18 protein-coding genes and 1 tRNA gene are annotated in these 18,177 nt (G+C 73.2%); 7 read left to right on the top strand and 12 right to left on the bottom strand.

Features of this window, described 5'->3' with window-relative positions:
• Window positions 1–95: 95 nt before the first annotated feature.
• Window positions 96–168, bottom strand: a tRNA-Lys gene (locus tag ACIPYS_RS33585).
• Window positions 169–588: 420 nt separating this feature from the next.
• On the opposite strand from ACIPYS_RS33585, the gene ACIPYS_RS33580 reads away from it, so the two are divergent.
• The 7 genes from ACIPYS_RS33580 to ACIPYS_RS33550 all read left to right on the top strand — a co-directional run bounded on the left by ACIPYS_RS33580 (window position 589) and on the right by ACIPYS_RS33550 (window position 8,318).
• The gene (locus tag ACIPYS_RS33580) at window positions 589–1,500 is read left to right on the top strand and encodes an aromatic prenyltransferase (RefSeq protein ID WP_400753377.1); all 912 of its coding nucleotides are present in this window, start codon (window positions 589–591) and stop codon (window positions 1,498–1,500) included.
• 152 nt (window positions 1,501–1,652) lie between these two features.
• Window positions 1,653–2,690, top strand: a complete 1,038-nt coding sequence (gene mvk, locus ACIPYS_RS33575) for a mevalonate kinase (RefSeq protein ID WP_093861399.1) — start codon at window positions 1,653–1,655, stop codon at window positions 2,688–2,690.
• The gene (gene mvaD / locus ACIPYS_RS33570) at window positions 2,680–3,768 is read left to right on the top strand and encodes a diphosphomevalonate decarboxylase (protein WP_400753373.1); all 1,089 of its coding nucleotides are present in this window, start codon (window positions 2,680–2,682) and stop codon (window positions 3,766–3,768) included. The genes mvk and mvaD overlap by 11 nt, the downstream gene beginning before the upstream one ends.
• On the top strand, window positions 3,765–5,006 hold the full coding sequence (locus ACIPYS_RS33565; RefSeq protein WP_400753370.1) for a phosphomevalonate kinase: 1,242 nt from the start codon (window positions 3,765–3,767) through the stop codon (window positions 5,004–5,006). The genes mvaD and ACIPYS_RS33565 overlap by 4 nt, the downstream gene beginning before the upstream one ends.
• Window positions 5,003–6,085 carry a type 2 isopentenyl-diphosphate Delta-isomerase gene (fni, locus tag ACIPYS_RS33560; protein WP_093861397.1) on the top strand — a complete coding sequence of 361 codons (1,083 nt, stop codon included), beginning with the start codon at window positions 5,003–5,005 and terminating at the stop codon, window positions 6,083–6,085. The genes ACIPYS_RS33565 and fni overlap by 4 nt, the downstream gene beginning before the upstream one ends.
• The gene (locus ACIPYS_RS33555; RefSeq protein WP_400753367.1) at window positions 6,082–7,140 is read left to right on the top strand and encodes a hydroxymethylglutaryl-CoA reductase; all 1,059 of its coding nucleotides are present in this window, start codon (window positions 6,082–6,084) and stop codon (window positions 7,138–7,140) included. The genes fni and ACIPYS_RS33555 overlap by 4 nt, the downstream gene beginning before the upstream one ends.
• A gap of 2 nt (window positions 7,141–7,142) precedes the next feature.
• The gene (locus tag ACIPYS_RS33550; RefSeq protein WP_400753364.1) at window positions 7,143–8,318 is read left to right on the top strand and encodes a hydroxymethylglutaryl-CoA synthase; all 1,176 of its coding nucleotides are present in this window, start codon (window positions 7,143–7,145) and stop codon (window positions 8,316–8,318) included.
• A 173-nt stretch (window positions 8,319–8,491) separates the two neighbouring features.
• Here the strand turns inward: ACIPYS_RS33550 and ACIPYS_RS33545 are convergent, their stop codons facing one another.
• The 11 genes from ACIPYS_RS33545 to ACIPYS_RS33495 all read right to left on the bottom strand — a co-directional run bounded on the left by ACIPYS_RS33545 (window position 8,492) and on the right by ACIPYS_RS33495 (window position 18,040).
• Window positions 8,492–8,647 (bottom strand): hypothetical protein, encoded by a 156-nt coding sequence (locus tag ACIPYS_RS33545; RefSeq protein ID WP_157855447.1) that lies wholly within the window; start codon window positions 8,645–8,647, stop codon window positions 8,492–8,494.
• A gap of 23 nt (window positions 8,648–8,670) precedes the next feature.
• A complete protein-coding gene (locus ACIPYS_RS33540) occupies window positions 8,671–9,207 on the bottom strand; it encodes a hypothetical protein (protein WP_231977707.1) in 537 nt (178 codons plus the stop codon).
• A gap of 137 nt (window positions 9,208–9,344) precedes the next feature.
• On the bottom strand, window positions 9,345–9,827 hold the full coding sequence (locus ACIPYS_RS33535) for a PhzA/PhzB family protein (protein WP_030397798.1): 483 nt from the start codon (window positions 9,825–9,827) through the stop codon (window positions 9,345–9,347).
• A gap of 66 nt (window positions 9,828–9,893) precedes the next feature.
• Complete coding sequence (gene phzG / locus ACIPYS_RS33530; RefSeq protein ID WP_400753358.1) at window positions 9,894–10,628, bottom strand: phenazine biosynthesis FMN-dependent oxidase PhzG; 735 nt, start codon at window positions 10,626–10,628, stop codon at window positions 9,894–9,896.
• Window positions 10,621–11,457, bottom strand: a complete 837-nt coding sequence (locus ACIPYS_RS33525; RefSeq protein WP_093861393.1) for a PhzF family phenazine biosynthesis protein — start codon at window positions 11,455–11,457, stop codon at window positions 10,621–10,623. The genes phzG and ACIPYS_RS33525 overlap by 8 nt, the downstream gene beginning before the upstream one ends.
• A gap of 280 nt (window positions 11,458–11,737) precedes the next feature.
• Entirely contained in the window at window positions 11,738–13,702 is a 1,965-nt protein-coding gene (locus ACIPYS_RS33520) for an anthranilate synthase family protein (protein ID WP_093861392.1), read from the bottom strand.
• Window positions 13,699–14,322 carry an isochorismatase family protein gene (locus ACIPYS_RS33515; RefSeq protein ID WP_093861391.1) on the bottom strand — a complete coding sequence of 208 codons (624 nt, stop codon included), beginning with the start codon at window positions 14,320–14,322 and terminating at the stop codon, window positions 13,699–13,701. Before ACIPYS_RS33515 ends, ACIPYS_RS33520 begins: the two co-directional genes overlap by 4 nt.
• A gap of 96 nt (window positions 14,323–14,418) precedes the next feature.
• Window positions 14,419–15,594, bottom strand: a complete 1,176-nt coding sequence (locus ACIPYS_RS33510) for a 3-deoxy-7-phosphoheptulonate synthase (protein ID WP_053649613.1) — start codon at window positions 15,592–15,594, stop codon at window positions 14,419–14,421.
• A gap of 36 nt (window positions 15,595–15,630) precedes the next feature.
• Window positions 15,631–16,119, bottom strand: coding sequence for a PhzA/PhzB family protein (locus tag ACIPYS_RS33505; RefSeq protein ID WP_045940585.1), 489 nt, complete (start codon window positions 16,117–16,119; stop codon window positions 15,631–15,633).
• A gap of 332 nt (window positions 16,120–16,451) precedes the next feature.
• Complete coding sequence (locus ACIPYS_RS33500) at window positions 16,452–17,717, bottom strand: NAD(P)/FAD-dependent oxidoreductase (protein ID WP_400753351.1); 1,266 nt, start codon at window positions 17,715–17,717, stop codon at window positions 16,452–16,454.
• Complete coding sequence (locus ACIPYS_RS33495) at window positions 17,717–18,040, bottom strand: 2Fe-2S iron-sulfur cluster-binding protein (protein WP_093861389.1); 324 nt, start codon at window positions 18,038–18,040, stop codon at window positions 17,717–17,719. The genes ACIPYS_RS33500 and ACIPYS_RS33495 overlap by 1 nt, the downstream gene beginning before the upstream one ends.
• Window positions 18,041–18,177 lie beyond the last annotated feature (137 nt).

The raw sequence follows: 18,177 nt of genomic DNA, 5'->3' as shown, positions 1-18,177 counted from the left end.
CCGGCCGCGCCCTCCGGCACCCTCGGGACCCTTCGGCGCCGGTGGAACGACGGAGGCCCGGGTCGGAGGTCTCCGGCCCGGGCCTTTCGCGTCGGTGGGGCGCCAGGGGCTCGAACCCTGAACCTACGGATTAAAAGTCCGCTGCTCTACCCATTGAGCTAGCACCCCGACACCGTGGACATCATGCCAGACCGGGCCGCCCGGTGCCGCCGAATACCGCCCCGCGTCCGGGGTCCCGGGATCGGCCGCGGGGAGCGTGACCCAGGTCACTTTCCGGGAGCCTTGGCCACCGGGCGGACCGCGTGTCACTATTTCTGCACGCCCACCCTGCCCAAAACCCGTTCCGGGGGCGGGTGTTGAGTGCCAGAACCGCCGGTCCCCGCAGGTCGGACCAGGTCTTCGGTCGGCACGGCGGTGATTCCCCTCGGTTCGTCCGTCACCCGCGTGTGCCTCGGCGTACGCACCCGCCCCGATCCCGGCACGGGTGCCCGGCCCGCGGCTGACGGCTGTGCGACGTCGCGGCGTGCACGACCCGCGACGAACCCCCCCGATCCACACAGACGCCACGATTGGACAGGTGGAAGAAGAATGTCGGAAAGCGCCTTCCTGGAGAACTTCTACGCGGCCGTCGAGGGAACCGCCCGCGTGGTGGACGTACCTTTCGAGCGCGAGACGGTGTGGCCGGTCCTGACCGCCTACCAGGACGTGCTGCCGGAGTCGGTGATCTCCTTCCGGGTGCAGAACAGCCCGCTCGGTGCCGATGACCTCGACTGCCGGTTCACCATGCTCCCCCGGGGGCTCGACCCCTACGCCGTCGCGCTGGCGAACGGCCTGACCGAGAAGACCGACCACCCCGTCGGCAAGCTGCTGGCCGAGGTCCACGGCGAGCTCCCGATCGACAGCTGCGGCGTCGACTTCGGCGTCCGGGCCGGGTTCACCAAGACCTGGTCCTTCCCCACCGTCGAGCGGCTGCTGACGGTCCGCGAGGTCGCCGCGCTGCCGTCGGCCCCGGCGGGCATCACCGACAACCTCGACGTCTTCGACCGCTACGGCCTGTCGGACATCGTCAGCACCGTCGGCATCGACTACGGCAGCCGGACGGTCAACCTCTACTTCGGCGGCGGCGCCTCCGGCCGGGTGCCGCGGGAGACCTTCGCCCCCGCGGGCGTCCGCGCGATGCTCGCCGAACTGGGCCTGCCGGCCCCGAGCGAGGAGCTGCTGACGTTCAACGAGAAGGCGTTCGTCATGTACGCCACGCTGAGCTGGGACTCCCCCAAGATCTCGCGGATCACCTACTCCGTGATGACGCCCGAGCCGCTGGCGCTGCCGGTGACCGTCGCCCCGCAGATCACCCGGCTGGTCCAGGAGGCCCCGTACAGCACCGAGGGCCGCAACTTCGTCTACGGCGTGACGGTCACGCCCAAGGGCGAGTACCACAAGATCCAGTCGTACTACCAGTGGCGGCGGCCGGTCGAGAAGATGCTCGTCGCCGAGTCGTAGGCCGTCGCCGAGTCGCGACCCGCGGCATCCGCACCCCTGCGGCACCCGCACCACCCCGGGCCTGCCGGGGACCCGAACCGGGTCCCCGGCAGGCCCTTTTCGGTCCCGCCACCGGATTCCTTCCTTCCGAGAACTCTGGATGAGCGATCTCCATGCAGAAACGAAACGGGGAGCTGAGTTCGTTGTCCCTACCCGCCGCACCCGAGGGGTTGTCGGAGAACCGCGGCGCCCGGCCGGTCGGCACCGGCCGGGCCCGGGCCAAGGCGATCGTGCTGGGTGAGCACGCGGTCGTCTACGGAGCTCCGGCGCTCGCCCTCCCGCTCCCGCAGCTGGGCGTCACCGCCACCGCCGGGTACTCCGCGCAGTCCCCGGCCGACCCGGACGACTTCTCCCTCACCATGACCGGATCCGAGTCCCGGCCGGGGGCCGCCCAGGCCTCCGGCGGACTGCACCGGCTGACCGCCGAGTTCCGGGCCGCCATGGGCGTGCCCGACCGCCTGCACCTCGATGTGATCATCGACTGCGCGATCCCGGTCGGCCGCGGCCTCGGCTCCAGCGCCGCCTGCGCACGGGCCGTGGTGCACGCGCTGGCCGACCTGTTCGAGCGCGAGGTCACCCCGCAGCAGGCGTTCGACCTGGTGCAGACCGCCGAGAACGTCGCGCACGGCCGGGCCAGCGGCGTCGACGCGATGGCCGTCGGCGCGAGCGCCCCGCTGCTGTTCCGGGCAGGGCGGGCGGAGGAGCTGCCGATCGGCTGCGACGGTCTGTTCATCGTCGCCGACAGCGGCGTGGCGGGCCGCACCAAGGACGCCGTCGAACTGCTCCGCGAGGGCTTCCGGCAGCGGCCGGGGACCCAGGAGGACTTCCTGCGCCGGGCCACCGACCTGACCGCGACGGCCCGGACGGCGCTCGCCGAGGGCCGGCCCGAACAGCTCGGCGCCCAACTCACCGACTACCACGAGCTGCTCCGCGCGGGCGGCCTGAGCACCGACCGGATCGACGGGATGGTGTCGGCCGCGCTGGCCGCCGGCGGGCTCGGCGCCAAGATCACCGGCGGTGGCATGGGCGGCTGCGTGATCGCGCTGGCCACCGAGGAGTCGGCCGCGGAGGTCACCCGCGCGCTGCTCGCCGCCGGCGCCGTCCAGACCTGGTCCGTACCGCTGAGGGAGTACCCCGGCCATGGCCGCTGAGCAGCCGACCGCCACCGACCGACCGCACCCCGGCACCGGAGTCACGGCAAGCACCGGGAGCACCGGGAACGCCGCCGGGGACGCCACCGCCGTCGCCCATCCGAACATCGCGCTGGTCAAGTACTGGGGCAAGCGGGACGAGCGGCTCGTCCTGCCCTGGACCGACAGCCTCTCGATGACCCTGGACGTGTTCCCGACCACCACCCGGGTCCGGCTCGCCCCCGGGGCCGCCGAGGACACCGTGACGCTCGACGGCGCGCCCCTGGAGGGCGAGCCGCGCCGCCGGGTGACGGCCTTCCTCGACCTGGTCAGGGAACGCGCCGGAAGCCCGCTGCGGGCCGTCGTGGAAACCCGCAACACCGTCCCCACCGGCGCCGGACTGGCCTCCTCCGCGAGCGGCTTCGCCGCACTGGCGACCGCCGCCGGCGCCGCGTACGGACTCGGCCTGGACGCCACCGGGCTGTCCCGGCTGGCCCGGCGCGGCTCCGGATCGGCCTCGCGCTCCGTCTTCGGCGGGTTCGCGGTCTGGCACGCCGGGCAGCCGGACCGCGGCGGCGACCCCGACCTCGGCTCCTACGCCGAGCCGGTCCCGGTGCCGGTGGCCGCGCTGGACCCGGCGCTGGTGGTCGCGGTGGTCGACGCCGGCCCGAAGGCGGTGTCCAGCCGCGAGGCGATGCGGCGCACCGTCGCCACCTCGCCGCTGTACCGGCCGTGGGCCGCCTCCAGCCAGGCCGACCTGGCCGAGATGCGGGAGGCGCTGCGGCGGGCCGACCTGGACGCGGTGGGCGAGGTCGCCGAGCGCAACGCGCTCGGGATGCACGCCACCATGCTGGCGGCCCGCCCGGCGGTGCGCTACCTCTCGGCGGCCACCCTGACCGTGCTGGACGCGGTGCTGGAGCTGCGCCGCGGCGGGGTGTCGGCCTGGGCGACCATGGACGCCGGCCCCAACGTCAAGGTGCTCTGCCGGCGGTCCGAGGCGGAGCGGGTGGCCGGGGTGGTCCGCGAGGCCGTCCGCGGCGGTTCGGTGCACATCGCCGGCCCCGGACCGGGCGCCCGGCTGCGGGACGCGGACGCGTGAGCACCGGCCGCCCGCCGGTGGTCCGGCGCGCGCCGGGCAAGCTGTTCGTCGCGGGCGAGTACGCGGTGGTGGAGCCGGGCAACCCGGCGATCCTGGTGGCGGTCGACCGCCGGGTCACCGCCACCGTCACCGAGCCCGCCGGGGAGGGGACGCTGGTCTCCTCCGACCTCCTCGCGGCGCCGGTGCGCTGGCTCCGCCGGGGCGAGGGGCTCGACCCGGTCGGGGTCGAGGACGCCGACCGGGCCCGCCGGGAGCTGGCCCATGTGCTGGCCGCGCTCCGGACCGTCACCCGGCTGCTGGCCGAACACGGCCGCCCGGCACCGGAGCTGGACATCGCGATCAGCAGCGAGCTGCACCGGGACGGGGTCAAGTTCGGCCTCGGCTCGAGCGGCGCGGTGACCGTGGCGACCGTCACGGCGGTGGCCGCGCACTGCGGGCTGACGCTGTCGGCCGAGGAGCGGTACCGGCTGGCGCTGCTGGCCTCGGCCGAACTCGACCCCAAGGGCTCCGGCGGCGACCTGGCCGCCAGCACCTGGGGCGGCTGGATCGCCTACCGGGCGCCCGACCGGGCCGCCGTGCTCGACCTGGTCCGCCGGCGGGGGGTGGCCGGGGCACTGGCGGAACCCTGGCCGGGCTTCGAGGTGCGCCGGCTGCCGCCGCCCCCGGGGGTGGCGCTGGAGGTCGGCTGGACCGGCACCCCCGCCTCCACCTCGGAACTGGTGTCCGGGCTGCACCGCCGGGCCTGGCGAGGCACCCCGCCGCACCGCCGGTTCGTGGCCGCCAGCGCCGATCTGGTGCGGGCCGCCGCCGACGCGCTCGAGCACGGCGACCGGCCCGCGCTGCTGGACAGCGTCCGGCGCGCCCGCCGGGAGCTGGCCCGGCTCGACGAGGAGGCCGGGCTCGGTGTCTTCACACCCGCCCTGACGGCGCTGTGCGACATCGCCGAGGCCGTCGGCGGGGCGGCCAAGCCCTCCGGCGCGGGGGGCGGCGACTGCGGCATCGCCCTGCTGGAGGTGCCGTCCGCACCGAACACCCAGGACGCGCCGAACACCCAGGACGCGCCGAACACCCAGGACGCGCCAGCCACCCGGACCGCCCCGGGTACCGCCGCGTCCCACCACTCCCGGGCCGGGGCCACCGGAGCCCCGCCGGACATCGACCACCTACGGGAACGGTGGGCCGCGGCCGGGGTGCGACCCCTGGACCTGCGTCCCGCCACGGAAGGGAACGAGGAATGATCTCTCAACGCAAGGACGACCACGTCCGGCTCGCGGTCGAGCAGCAGCACGGCCACGTCGGGCGCAACCAGTTCGACGAGGTGTCGTTCGTCCACCACGCCCTGGCCGGGATCGACCGCCCCGAGGTGTCGCTGGCCACGGAGTTCGCCGGCTTCTCCTGGCCGGTCCCGCTGTACATCAACGCGATGACCGGCGGCAGCGAGATGACCGGCAGAATCAACCGGGACCTCGCGATCGCCGCCCGGGAGACCGGGGTGCCGATCGCGTCCGGCTCGATGAGCGCCTACTTCAAGGACGAGTCCTGCGCCGGCACCTTCAGCGTGCTGCGCGAGGAGAACCCGGACGGCTTCGTCCTGGCCAACGTCAACGCCACCGCCTCGGTCGAGAAGGCGCGCCGCGCCGTCGACCTGCTGAAGGCCGACGCGCTGCAGATCCACATCAACACCGTCCAGGAGACGGTGATGCCGGAGGGCGACCGCTCCTTCTCCGCCTGGGTGCCGCAGATCGGCCGGATCGTGGAGGGCGTGGATGTCCCCGTCATCGTCAAGGAGGTCGGCTTCGGCCTCAGCCGGGAGACCGTCCTGGTCCTGCGCGACCTCGGCGTCCGGGTGGCGGACCTCGGCGGCCGGGGCGGCACCGACTTCGCCCGGATCGAGAACGGCCGCCGCGACCTGCGCGACTACACCTTCCTGGAGGGCTGGGGCCTGTCCACCGCCGCGTGCCTGCTGGACAGCCGGGACGTGGACCTGCCGGTGCTGGCCTCCGGCGGTGTGCGCCACCCGCTCGACGTGGCCCGGGCCCTGGCGCTCGGCGCCCACGGTGTCGGGGCGTCCGGCACCTTCCTGCGCACCCTGATGGACGAGGGCGTGGAGGCGCTGGTCGCCCAGCTGTCCAGCTGGCTGGACCAGCTGGCGGCGCTGATGACCATGCTCGGCGCGGCCACCCCGGCCGCGCTGACCGGCCGGGACCTGCTGATCCAGGGCACCCTGCGCGAGTTCTGCGCCGACCGCGGTATCGACACCGCGCAGTTCGCCCGGCGTTCCGCCGCCGGGACCACCACCACCGGAGGCATCCGATGACCGAGGACCACGCCATCGCCGGCGTCCCGATGCGCTGGGTGGGTCCGCTGCGCATCTCGGGCAACGTCACCACCACCGAGACCCATGTCCCGCTGGCCACCTACGAGTCGCCGCTGTGGCCCTCGGTGGGCCGGGGCGCCAAGGTCTCGATGCTCGCCGAGCACGGCATCGTCGCCACCCTGGTGGACGAGCGGATGACCCGCTCGGTGCTGGTCGAGGCGACCGACGCGGGGACGGCGCTGGCCGCCGCCCGGAGCATCCGGGACCGCTTCGAGGAACTGCAGGAGGTGGTGCGCGGCTGCAGCCGGTTCGCCGAACTCGTCGGCGTCCGGCACGAGATCAACGCCAACCTGCTGTTCGTCCGGTTCGAGTTCACCACCGGCGACGCCTCCGGGCACAACATGGCCACCCTCGCCTCCGACGTGCTGCTGCAGCACCTGCTGCGGACCGTCCCCGGCATCTCCTACGGGTCGATCTCCGGCAACTACTGCACCGACAAGAAGGCCACCGCGGTCAACGGCATCCTGGGCCGGGGCAAGAACGTGGTGACCGAGCTGCTGGTGCCGCGCGAGGTCGTCACCGGGGTGCTGCACACCACCGCGGCGAAGATCGTCCAGCTGAACATCCGCAAGAACATGCTCGGCACCCTGCTCGCCGGCGGCATCCGCTCGGCGAACGCCCACTTCGCGAACATGCTGCTCGGCTTCTACCTGGCGACCGGCCAGGACGCGGCCAACATCGTCGAGGGCTCGCAGGGCGTCGTGATGGCCGAGGACCGCGACGGCGACCTGTACTTCGCCTGCACCCTGCCGAACCTGATCGTCGGCACGGTCGGCAACGGCAAGGGACTCGCCTTCGTGGAGACCAATCTGGCCCGGCTGGGCTGCCGGGCCGACCGCGGGCCCGGCGAGAACGCCCGCCGGCTCGCCGTGATCGCGGCCGCGACCGTGCTCTGCGGCGAGCTGTCGCTGCTCGCGGCGCAGACCAACCCGGGCGAGCTGATGCGCGCCCACGTCCACCTGGAACGCGGCACCACGGAGAAGGTCGGAGTTTAGGTATGTCCAACGGGGCCACTGTCGGAATCCACGATCTGTCGTTCGCGACCACCGAGTTCGTGCTGCCGCACACCGCGCTCGCGGAGTACAACGGCACCCCGGTCGGCAAGTACCACACGGGCATCGGCCAGCGGTCGATGAGCGTGCCGGCCGCCGACGAGGACATCGTCACCCTGGGCGCGGCGGCCGCCGCCCCGATCGTCGCCCGGCACGGCACGGACGGGATCCGGACCCTGGTGTTCGCCACCGAGTCCTCGATCGACCAGGCGAAGGCCGCCGGCGTGTACGTGCACTCGCTGCTCGGCCTGCCGTCGGCGACCCGGGTGGTCGAGCTCAAGCAGGCCTGCTACGGCGCCACCGCGGCCCTGCAGTTCGCCCTCGGCCTGATCCACCGCGACCCGTCCCAGAAGGTCCTGGTGGTGGCGAGCGACATCTCCAAGTACGAGCTGGACAGCCCCGGCGAGGCGACCCAGGGCGCGGCCGCCGTGGCGATGCTGGTCACCGCGGACCCGGCGCTGGTGCGGATCGAGGAACCCTCGGGCCTGTTCACCGCGGACGTGATGGACTTCTGGCGGCCGAACTACCGCGACGCGGCACTGGTCGACGGCCAGGAGTCGATCGGCGCCTACCTCCAGGCGGTGCAGGGCACCTGGAAGGACTACTCCGAGCAGGGCGGCCGGCCGCTGGAGGACTTCGGCGCCTTCTGCTACCACCAGCCGTTCACGAAGATGGCCTACAAGGCGCACCGGCACCTGCTGAACTCCGCCGGGCACGACACCGACGAGGCCGCCGTCGAGCGGGCCCTCGGGCGCACCACCGGGTACAACGCGGTGATCGGCAACAGCTACACCGCGTCGGTGTACCTGGGCCTGGCCGCGCTGCTCGACGGGGCGGAGGACCTCGACGGGCAGGCGGTGGGCTTCCTCAGCTACGGCTCGGGCAGCGTCGCGGAGTTCTTCGCCGGGACGGTGGTGCCCGGCTACCGGGAGCACCTGCGGACGGAGGCGCACCGGGAGGCGGTCGAGCGCCGGCGGCCGATCGGCTACGACCGCTACCGCGAGCTGCACGAGTGGGGCTTCCCGACCGACGGCGGCGACCACCCGACCCCGGCCGGGACCACCGGGCCGTTCCGGCTGGCGGGCATCGGCGGGCACAAGCGGATCTACCAGAAGCGCTGACGGCGAAGGGGCCGGGGACTCTCCGCGGAGAGTCCCCGGCCCCCGGCCGGGCGCCCCGGCCGCCGTGCGCGGCCGGTCCCGGAGCACCCGCGGATCCGTTGACGGGCGGTGTTCCCGCCCGCCCGGCAATGGATCCGCGGGGTCGTCGCGCCGGTTCGGCACCCGGTGGCCGGTCAGGACCGGCGGCGCAGGGCGATCTCGGTGAGTTCCTGGATGTCGAACTCCGAGCGGCCCGGTGTGCCGTAGCGGGTGATCTTGCCGCGGCTGACCCATTTGCGGATGGTCGCCTCCGAGACGCCCGCGGCGAGCGCGGCCACGTTCGTCGGCACGAGCCGGTGTCTGGGCGGCCGGCTCAGACGGCCGCCGTCCGCCGTTGGTCCAAGAGGTGCCGTAGCGTGAGCCATTCGCGAATCCCCCATGAATGTCCGGACGAGCAGCCGACGCTGGTCCGTCCCCCGTTGTGGTGCTGCGGTGAGGCGTCGATCGTCCCGGGGCAGCCGTCCACCACGCAGGCCCGGGTGGGCACCGCGCGGTCGCCGGCCTCGGGGTCGATCGCGTCGAGCAGTTCGAGCCGCAGGTCCTCGATCTCGTCGGCGAAGTCGGCGGCCGGCGGCTGTGCGGTGAGCCAGTCCAGGTGGCGGCCGAGGAACCGGGTCAGGTGCGGCACCGAGCGGAGCACCGCGGTGGTGCCGAGCCGCTCGGCGGCGAACCGCGACCAGGACTCCAGGATCGCCACGATGTTGTTGCGGGCGTCGATCGCGGACAGGTTCAGCCGGTCCCGGCGACGGCTCCCGGAGACCCGGGTCGGGTTGCGCCGCCGGGGCTCGGTCTGGATGTGGTGCAGGCACTCCCGGTGCAGCTCCGGGAGGGCCCGCAGGGTGTGTTCCAACTGCCTGATGCACGGGCCGCAGAGGACGGACCCCGCGGCCGCGGGAACCTCCCGTCCGTGGTTCCTGGGACACGAGTGGAACTCCATCGAATCTCCTTCGTGCGCGCGTCCGGCCCCCGGACTCCCTGCCCGACGGGTCAGTCGGTGGGAATCCAGTCCCGCCTGATGTGCGGGGTCTCGATGCCGAGCGACTTCATGTGCTCGATCGGGTTGGTGTACTCGCGGCTGGCGGCGATGAGGCCGTCCCGGAGCGTGAATCCGTGGATGAAGTGGTTGCGGTAGTGGCCCTCGGGGTAGCCGGGGAAGCGGATGGTGCCCTCGCCGTCGCACTCGACCATGACCTGGCCCGGATCCTGGGTCTCGTACACGTGGACGTCGAACCACCGCCAGTCGGGCAGGACTTCGAGCGAGAGCTCGTTGTGCCGCTTGAGCTTCTCCCGGCCGGTGACGACGATCGGCCGGCCGATGTCGGTGTAGAAGAGCGCGGCGGTGCCGTCCTCGGTGTAGAGGGTGTAGCGGCGCAGCCGGGCCTCCGGGCCGGTCTCCAGGTACTGCTCGACGGCCCGGCGGTTGCGGGCGCGCAGGTCGTGGTGGTCGGTGAAGATCTGTGGCGAGGTCATGACATCTCCTCGGGAGTCGGGGCCGGTCGGGGGCCGGTCGGGGTGCGCGGCGGGCCGCGCGGGGGGTCAGGGCTGGAGCCGGCTGATCCCCCAGCCGTCGGCGGTGCGGTCGTAGCGCAGCCGCTCGTGCAGCCGGTCGGTGCCGTCGGCCCAGAACTCCAGGGCGTCGGGCACGAGTTCGAAGGCCACGTAGGACGCGGGGCGGGGCAGCGGCTGCCGCGGCCGGCCCAGTTCCAGCGCCTTCGCCCGCAGTTCCTCGAAGTGCTCGAGGTCCTCCACCGGGCGGCTCTGCCGGGACACCGTGGTCATCGGGTGGGTGAACACCGCCCTGGCCGCCCACAGTTCCTCCGCCGTGGCGTCGGGCAGCCGCCGCACCGGGCCGGCCAGCACGATCTGCTGGCTGGTCTCGCGCCAGTACAGGACACCGGACGCCCAGGGGTTCTCCGCCAGCTCCCGGCCCTTCTGGCTGTCGGCGTGGGTGGCGAAGACGAGCCCGGCCTCGGTGATCCGGTTGATCACCAGGATCCGGGACGAGCTGCGGCCCCGGGCGTCGGCGGTGGCCAGCGCGAGCGCGCGGGGCTCCCGCACGCCGTGCTCGGCCGCGGCCGCCAGCCAGGAGTTCAGCAGGCCCATCGGCTCGGCCGGCGGGGTGCGGAACTCGGGGAACTCGAGCGCGACGGTCCCGGTCAGCGACTCGGACCGCTTCCGGTCGGGCTGGGCGGCCGGCAGGGCGGCCGGCTGGGACCCGCCGGACCCACCGGACCGGACGGACTGGACGGACCGGACGGACTGGTCAGACATGCAGCACTCCTTCGATGGTGACGACACCGTGGCCCGAGACCTCGACGCTGTCGACGCGGTCGCCCTCGCCGTGCACCAGCGCGCCCATCGGCGAAGGGCGGCCGATCTCGACGCCCTGGGTGATCTCGATGCGCCGGCCGTAGACGCCCAGGCCGTGCCGGGCCAGGTGGATGGCGATGGGCCCGGCGGCGGAGCCGGTCGCGGCGTCCTCCACGACCCCGTACGCGGGCGAGAACATGCGGTTGCGCCAGCTGGTCCCGGAGCCCGCGATGCAGTTGGTCGCCATGTCCGGGAACCGGGCCAGCGCGCGGTGGTCCGGGTCCACCTTGGACAGCGCCTCGACGCTCTCGAAGCCGACCAGGACGTGCCGCGGGCCGTTGCGGTAGATCTCCACCGGCAGCGTCGAGGAGCTCACCCCGAGCGCCCACAGCAGTTCCTCGGCCCGCTCGAACGGCTCCCAGACCGGCACCGGCTGGCGCATGCTGGTCGCGACGGTCCGACCGTCCACCCGCTCCAGGTCGAACGGGATGACGCCCATCGCGGTCTCGATCCGCAGCGTGTCGGCCTCGGTGTGCCCGCCCAGCGCGATCGCCGTGCCGAGCAGCGGGTGCCCCGCGAAGGGGAGTTCGTTGACCGGGGTGAAGATCCGCACATGGTGGTCCCCGCCCTGCTTGGGGGTGAGGACGAAGGTGCTCTCGGAGAGGTTCATCTCCCGGGCGATGCGCTGCATCTGCTCGCCGGACAGGTCGTCGGCCCCGAAGAAGACCGCCACCGGATTGCCGGTGAGGGGCCGGCGCGCGAACGCGTCGACGACGACGTACTTGTGCATGGGTCCTCCCGCTCTCGTTCTCGTCATGGGGACTGCGGGCCGCGGGCCGGCGGCGGGGGTGCGCGCACCTCCCGCACCTCGGGCGCCGGGCGCGCGGGCGCGCCCCGGGCGGGGCACACGGCTGTGCCCCGCCCGGACAGCGCGGTGCGCCGGGCCGCGCGCCGGAGCGCGACGCGGCCTCGGACAGAGGGTGCCGGACCGGAACTCACGGGGGGAGAGCGCCGGTCCGGCGGTCCGGGGCGGCCCGGCCGCCCGGCGGCGGTGCCGGGCGGCGGGCGGCTCAGGCGGGGTCGGGGACCCGCGCCGGGCCGAGCAGCCCGGACAGGGCGGTGGCCACGATCCGCGGCCCCTCCCTGGTCAGGACCGACTCGGGGTGGAACTGGAGCGAGGCGAAGCCGGGACCGCGCAGCGCGTGGACCTCCCCGCTCTCCGGGTCCCGGCTGACCAGGACCCGGCCGACACCCTCGGCGGCGAACTCCTCCGCACCGGCGACCAGCGCGAAGGTGTTGTAGAACCCGACCCGCTCGGTCCGGCCGAACAGGTCGACCGCCTTCTGCACGCCCTGGTTGGGCACGGCGCGGCGCCGGATCGGCAGCCCGAGCCGCAGCCCGAGCAGCTGGTGGCTGAGGCACACCGCGAGGAACGGCCGGCGCTCGGCCAGCAGGGTGTCGAGCGCGCCCCGCAGATGCCGCATCTTGGGATGCGCGGCCTCCTGCGGATCGCCCGGCCCCGGCCCCATCACGACCAGGTCGTGGCCCTCGAAGGCGTACTCCTCGTCGAACCGGCGGACCGTGACCCGCAGGCCCAGGGAGCGCAGCTCCTGGTCGATCATCGAGGTGAAGGTGTCCTCGGCGTCGATCACCAGCACGCTCCGCCCGGCCAGTTCGGGCCGGGCGGAGACCCGGGAGGCGGCGTCGGCGAGCCAGAAGTCGGCGATGGAGTCGTTGCGCGACGCCAGGGCCCTGAGCACGCTCGGGTGCCCGGCGAAGCGCCGCTGCTCCCCGCCGTCGAGCGCGGCGACCAGCCCGGCCGCCTTGGCCCGGGTCTCGGCGGCCTCCGACGCCGGGTCGGAGTGCCGCACGATGGTGGAGCCCACGGCGATGCCGATCCGCCCCTGCTCGGAGATGTCCGCGGTGCGGATCAGGATCGCGGTGTCCATCACCCGCTCCCCCGCCGCGTCCCGGCCGATCAGCGCGGCCACCCCGCTGTAGTAGCCGCGGCCGCCCGGCTCGTACCGGTGGATGATCCGGCAGGCGCTCTCCACCGGGCTGCCCGTCACGGTGGGTGCGAACATCGTCTCGCGCAGGATGTCCCGCACGTCGCGATCGGTCCGGCCCTCGATCAGGTACTCGGTGTGCGCGAGGCGGGCCATCTCCTTGAGGTAGGGACCCACCGCCCGGCCGCCGCCCGGGCAGATCCGGGCCATCATCTTGAGTTCCTCGTCGAGCACCATGTAGAGCTCGTCGGTCTCCTTGCGGTCCGCCAGGAACTCCAGCACCCCGCTGAGGGTCGGCCCGGACGGCGGGTAGCGGTAGGTGCCGCTGATCGGGTTCATCACCGCGGTGCCGTCACGGAGGCTGACGTGCCGCTCCGGCGAGGCGCCGACCAGGGTCCGTTCGCCGGTGTGCACCAGGAAGGTCCAGTAGGCGCCGCTCTCGCGCTCGAGCAGCCGGCGGAACAGCGCCGGCGCGCTCAGCGGCCCGAAGTCGGTGATGTCGGCGACGAAGGTGCGCTTGATGACGAAGTTCGCGCCCTCGCCGGTACCGATCATCTCCTTGACGATGCGGCCCACGACCTCGCCGTAGGCCTCGTCGTCGACGTCGAAGGCACCGCCGGCCAGCGGGGTCGGCACGTCCGGGATCCGGGCCAGCGCCCGCTCCAGCGGCAGCCGCTGCTGGCCGGTGACGGTCATCGCCACCAGCGGGGTCCCGTCGTCGGCGGCCTCGAAGCCGCGCTCGGCGAGCTGCCGGTAGGGGACCACCACGAGCACCTCGTGCCGGTCCCCGACGACGGGCGCCGCGGCGGCGGCCGCCTCCGCGCCGGGCAGCGGGATCCCGGCCAGTGTGGCGGGCAGCGCGACCGAGCCGGTCAGCACCTCCACCACCGGGCCGGTGCCCCCGGCCGCGCCGGGCCGGTGCAGCAGCGCGAAGGCCTCCGGCCGGCCCGCCAGCACCTCGGCGAGCAGGTCGGGACCACTGTCGGAACCGCTGTCGGGCCCGGGGTCACCGGGCAGGTCGCGGGTCATCCGAACAGTCCCTTGACGGTGGTGACCCGGGCACATCGCTCGGCGGCGTACTTCAGCGCGGACCGGTGGTACTCGGCGGAGAAGTCCGCCGTGGCGTCGGCGACGAAGAACACCTGGATGTCGTTGGTGAAGGCCTCGATCGCGGTGGCCAGCACGCCCACGTGGGCGTAGACGCCGCAGAGCACCAGCTGGTCGCGGCGGGTGTCGCGCATCCGCTCCAGCAGGTCGGTCCGGAAGAAGGCGCTGTAGCGCCATTTGGTGAGCAGCCAGTCCTGCGGGGCCGGCGCGAGCGCGTCGACCACCTGGCGGTCCTCCGGGGCCGGGCGCATGCCGGGTCCCCAGAAGTCCTTGAGGAGGCCGCGCTGTTCGTCGGACATGCCGCCCGGCTGGGCGGTGTAGGCGACCGGGACGCCCAGGTCGGCGCAGCGGTCGCGCAACAGCGCCGCGTTGCCGACGAGTTCGTTCCTGGTGCGCTCGGGGATGGACTCGAGGAAGTACCGCTGCATGTCGTGGACGAGGAGGACCGCGCGGTCCGCCTCGGCGGTCCAGGACACGGTGGCCGGAGGCAGTTCGCCCTCGGCCGGTAACGGGTACGACTGGATCGGGGGTATGCCGGTCATGGCTCCGGTTCTTTGCTTGATGCGCGGGCGTGTGGGGCGCGCAGAGCGGTGCGGAGGATGTGCCGCGAGGAGTGCGGCGCGGGGTCGGCCGACCGGTCAGACGGTCCAGGCCGACACCACGGCGACGGCCTGGGCCGGGTTGAGCCGGGGGTCGCAGCACGAGGTGTACCGGTCGCCGACGGAGCCGAGGTCGGCCTCGGTCGAGGCGCACTCGGTCACGTCGTCCGGGGTGGTCTCCAGGTGCAGGCCGCCGGCCACGCCGCCCGCGCCGCGCACGGCCTCGACGAACCGCGACACCTCCAGGGCCACCGTCTCCACCAGGCGCGTCTTGTAGCCGCCGGGCGCCGTGACGGTGTTGCCGTGCACCGGGTCGCTGAGCCAGACCACGGGGTGGCCCGCGCCGCGGACCGCGTCGACGAGCTTCGGCAGCCGGTCCGCCACGTTCTCGGCGCCCATCCGCGCGATGAGCGTGAGCCGGCCCGGATCGCGCCACGGGTCGAGCTTCTCGCACAGCGCGAGCAGTTCGTCGGGCTCCATGCCGGGGCCGACCTTGCACGCCACCGGGTTGGCCACCTGCGACAGCAGCGCGACGTGGGCGCCCTCGACCTGGCGGGTGCGCTCGCCGATCCACGGCCAGTGGGTGGAGCCGAGGAACAGCCGCCCCTTGTCGTCGACGCGCAGCATCGGCGTCTCGTAGTCGAGCAGCAGTGCCTCGTGGCTGGTCCACACGAGGGGTTCGACCACGTCGCGGCCGGCCGCGCGGTCGCGCCAGCCGAGGTGCTCGACGATGTCACCGGCCGCCATGTAGCCGGTGAGGATGCGCAGCGGATCGGGCCGGCGGATCTCCGGGTCCGGCTCCGGTCCATTCACCATGTGCCCACGAAAGACCGGAAGTTCGACCCCGTCGATGACTTCGGTGGGCTTGGAACGGGGCTTGGCGAACTGCCCCGCGATACGGCCCGCGCGCAGGACCGGCTTTCCGGTCCGCAGACCGAGGGTCCCCGCGAGCAGGTCGAGCAGCGCGGACTTCCGCGCCACATGTTGACGTGTGCATTCCTGCGGATCCTCGGCGCAGTCCCCGGACTGCAGCACGAGCGCTTCTCCGAGCGCGACTTTTCCCAGCAGGGTTCGCAAGGTCGCAAGGTCGTCCGGCTGGACCAGGGCAGGGCGAGAGGCCAGTGCCTCGCCCACCCGATTGACCTGGGGTAGGTCGCTCCATTCGGGTTGTTGCAACGCCCCGCGGATACGAATCTCCCGTATAACGTCTTCCACGACGTACTCCGATCCGGCGGTCTATTTATTGATTTCTCAGGTGGGAATTCCGGTCCGCTTGATCTCGGGGACCGGAATGCCCAGGGCCCGCAGCTGCTGGAACGGATTCATGAACTCCCGCTGCAGCGTTATCCGCCCGTTCTCCAGTTCGAACGAGTGGATGAAGTGGTTCTCGTACCAGCCTTCGGGATAGTCACCGAAGAGGATCTTCCCGCGGCCGTCGCACTCGACCCAGAAGCGGTTCGGGTCCTGGGTCTCGAAGATCTCGACGTTGTACCACTCCCAGTCCGGGAAGCACTTGAGCGACCAGACGGCGTGCTCGCCGAGACGGTCCCGGCCGTGCGTGGCCACCGGGGAACCGGTGTCGGTGGTCCACAGGCCGCCCACGCCGTCCTCGGTGAAGAGCTCGTGCCGGCGCAGCCGGTCCTGGCCGAGGGTCTTCATGTACCGCTCGACGACGGCCCGGTTGAGGCGCCGCAGCTCGGCCTCGTCGGTGAATCCCTGCGGGCTGACGGATTCAGGCACGGTGGTATCCCCTGTTTGTTATTCGGACGAGTGAATGAGCAAGCAAGCGATCTTGTTTGAATCCTGCCTCACCGGCAGATGTTTCCGCAACAGCGGCTTATGAACTAACTGTGAAGGTTCGGGCCCGGCGGGCCCGCCCCGGGCATGGCCGAAAACCGTCCGGGGATAAAAAAACGGTTGTTCTTCCGCCGCACTTTTGAAAGCAGTGGGGCCAATGTTTTCGGAATCCTTTGTTCCGTTGCCGGGCGCCCGCGCCCCGGTGCGGCGGCGCGGGCGCGGCGGCGGCGACGGCCGGGCCCCGCCCGGCGAGTATCGGCCAACCGGACGTCCGGTCAGCCCACGGGCACGGCGGGCTCCCCCCGGTGGCTCGTGAGGTGGCCCCGGAGCGTGAAACCGGGGGCGGCGGCCTCGGCCGGATTCAGCGGGACCCCCCGGTCCAGCAGCTGGCGGGAGGCGAGGTGGTCGGTGGGCCGGTTCACCGACTCCACCGCCTGCAGCTCACCGCCCCGGAACAGCAGCACCGAGAACGCGTCCGGGTCCTCCCCGAGCACCACCTCGGTGTCGTGGCCCTCGTCCAGGCCGGCGATCTGCACGGTGGTCGCGAACTGGTCGCTCCAGAACCACGGCAGCTCGCGGTAGCCCCGGCTGTCGCCGGTCAGCCGCGCGGCCACCAGCTCGGCGTGCCCCACCGCGTTCTGCACGGACTCCAGCCGCAGCCGGTTGCCCGAGCGCACCTGCGGGAACGCCGCACAGTCGCCGATCGCCGAGATGTGCGGATCGCTGGTCAGCAGCCGGGCGTCGACGACGATGCCGCCGCTCACCCGCAGCCCGGCAGCGGCCGCGAGACCGGTGCTCGGGATCACCCCGATCCCCGCCAGCACCAGGTCGGCCGGCAGCCGGGCGCCGTCGGCCAGCTCCACCGCCGCGACCGCACCCCGCTCGTCGCCGTGCAGGGCGGCGACCCCCTGGCCGAAGACCAGCCGGGAGCCCTCCCGCCGGTGCAGCCGGGTGAAGTGCTCGGCCGTGCGGGCCGAGACCACCCTGGCCAGCGGGCGGTCGAGGGCCTCGAGCACGGTCACCTCGCACCCGGCCCGGCGGGCCGCCGCGGCGAACTCCAGGCCGATGAAACCGGCCCCGACCACCACCGCGTGCCGGGCCGACCCGAGCGAGCGGCGCAGGGCGGCGGCGTCCTGCGCGGTGCGCAGGGTGTGCACGCCGCGCAGCCCGGCCCCCGGCACGGCGAGCGTCCGCGGGGTCGCCCCGGTGGCCAGCACCAGGTGGCCGTACTCGTACACCGAGCCGTCGGCCAGCCGGACCGTGCGGGCGGCCGGGTCGACCGCCGTCACCGAACCGGCGACCAGTTCGATCGACTGCCGCGCGTAGTAGCCGACCGGACGCAGCCAGAGCTGCGCCTCGTCCGCCTCCCCCTTGAGGTAGGCCTTGGACAGCGGTGGTTTTTCGTAGGGGAGTTCGTCCTCGGCGTCGATGAGGACGAGCCGTCCGCCGTAGCCGTGCTCACGCAGCGAGGCCGCCGTCTGGTAGCCGCCCTGGCCGGCGCCGACGACGACGACCGAGTCGGGGTGGGATCCCTCGGCCATCACTTCTGCCGCTCGGGCAGGTGCACGATCAGGCCGTCCAGCGCCTCGGTCACCGTGAGCTGGCAGCTGAGGCGGCTGTTGGGGCGGCGCGGGCAGGCGGTGAAGTCCAGCATCTCGTTCTCGTTCGGCTGGATCGGCTCCGGCTTGTCGAGCGTCGACTCGTCGACGTAGACGTGGCAGGTGGCGCACTGCAGATTCCCGCCGCACTGGGCGACGATGCCGTCGATGTCGTTGAAGACGGCCCCGCGCATGACGCTGGTACCGGTCTGGACGTCGATCGTGCGCTCGGCCGCGTCCACGGCGACATACGTGATCTTGGGCATGACGGAACTCCTCGATGGCGCCCGGGCGCGCGCACGGGGGCACGCCGACACACGGCACCGGTCAAGTGGGTGAATGGAGGAAGGACGGCGCCGCCGGTGGTTGCCGCAGGAAACGTCGATCCTGCCAACCCGCCATC

Origin of the sequence: Kitasatospora sp. NPDC089913, from assembly GCF_044748625.1 — a bacterium.
In the GTDB taxonomy this organism is placed as follows: domain Bacteria; phylum Actinomycetota; class Actinomycetes; order Streptomycetales; family Streptomycetaceae; genus Kitasatospora.
This window is presented reverse-complemented; position numbering and strand designations above follow the sequence as displayed.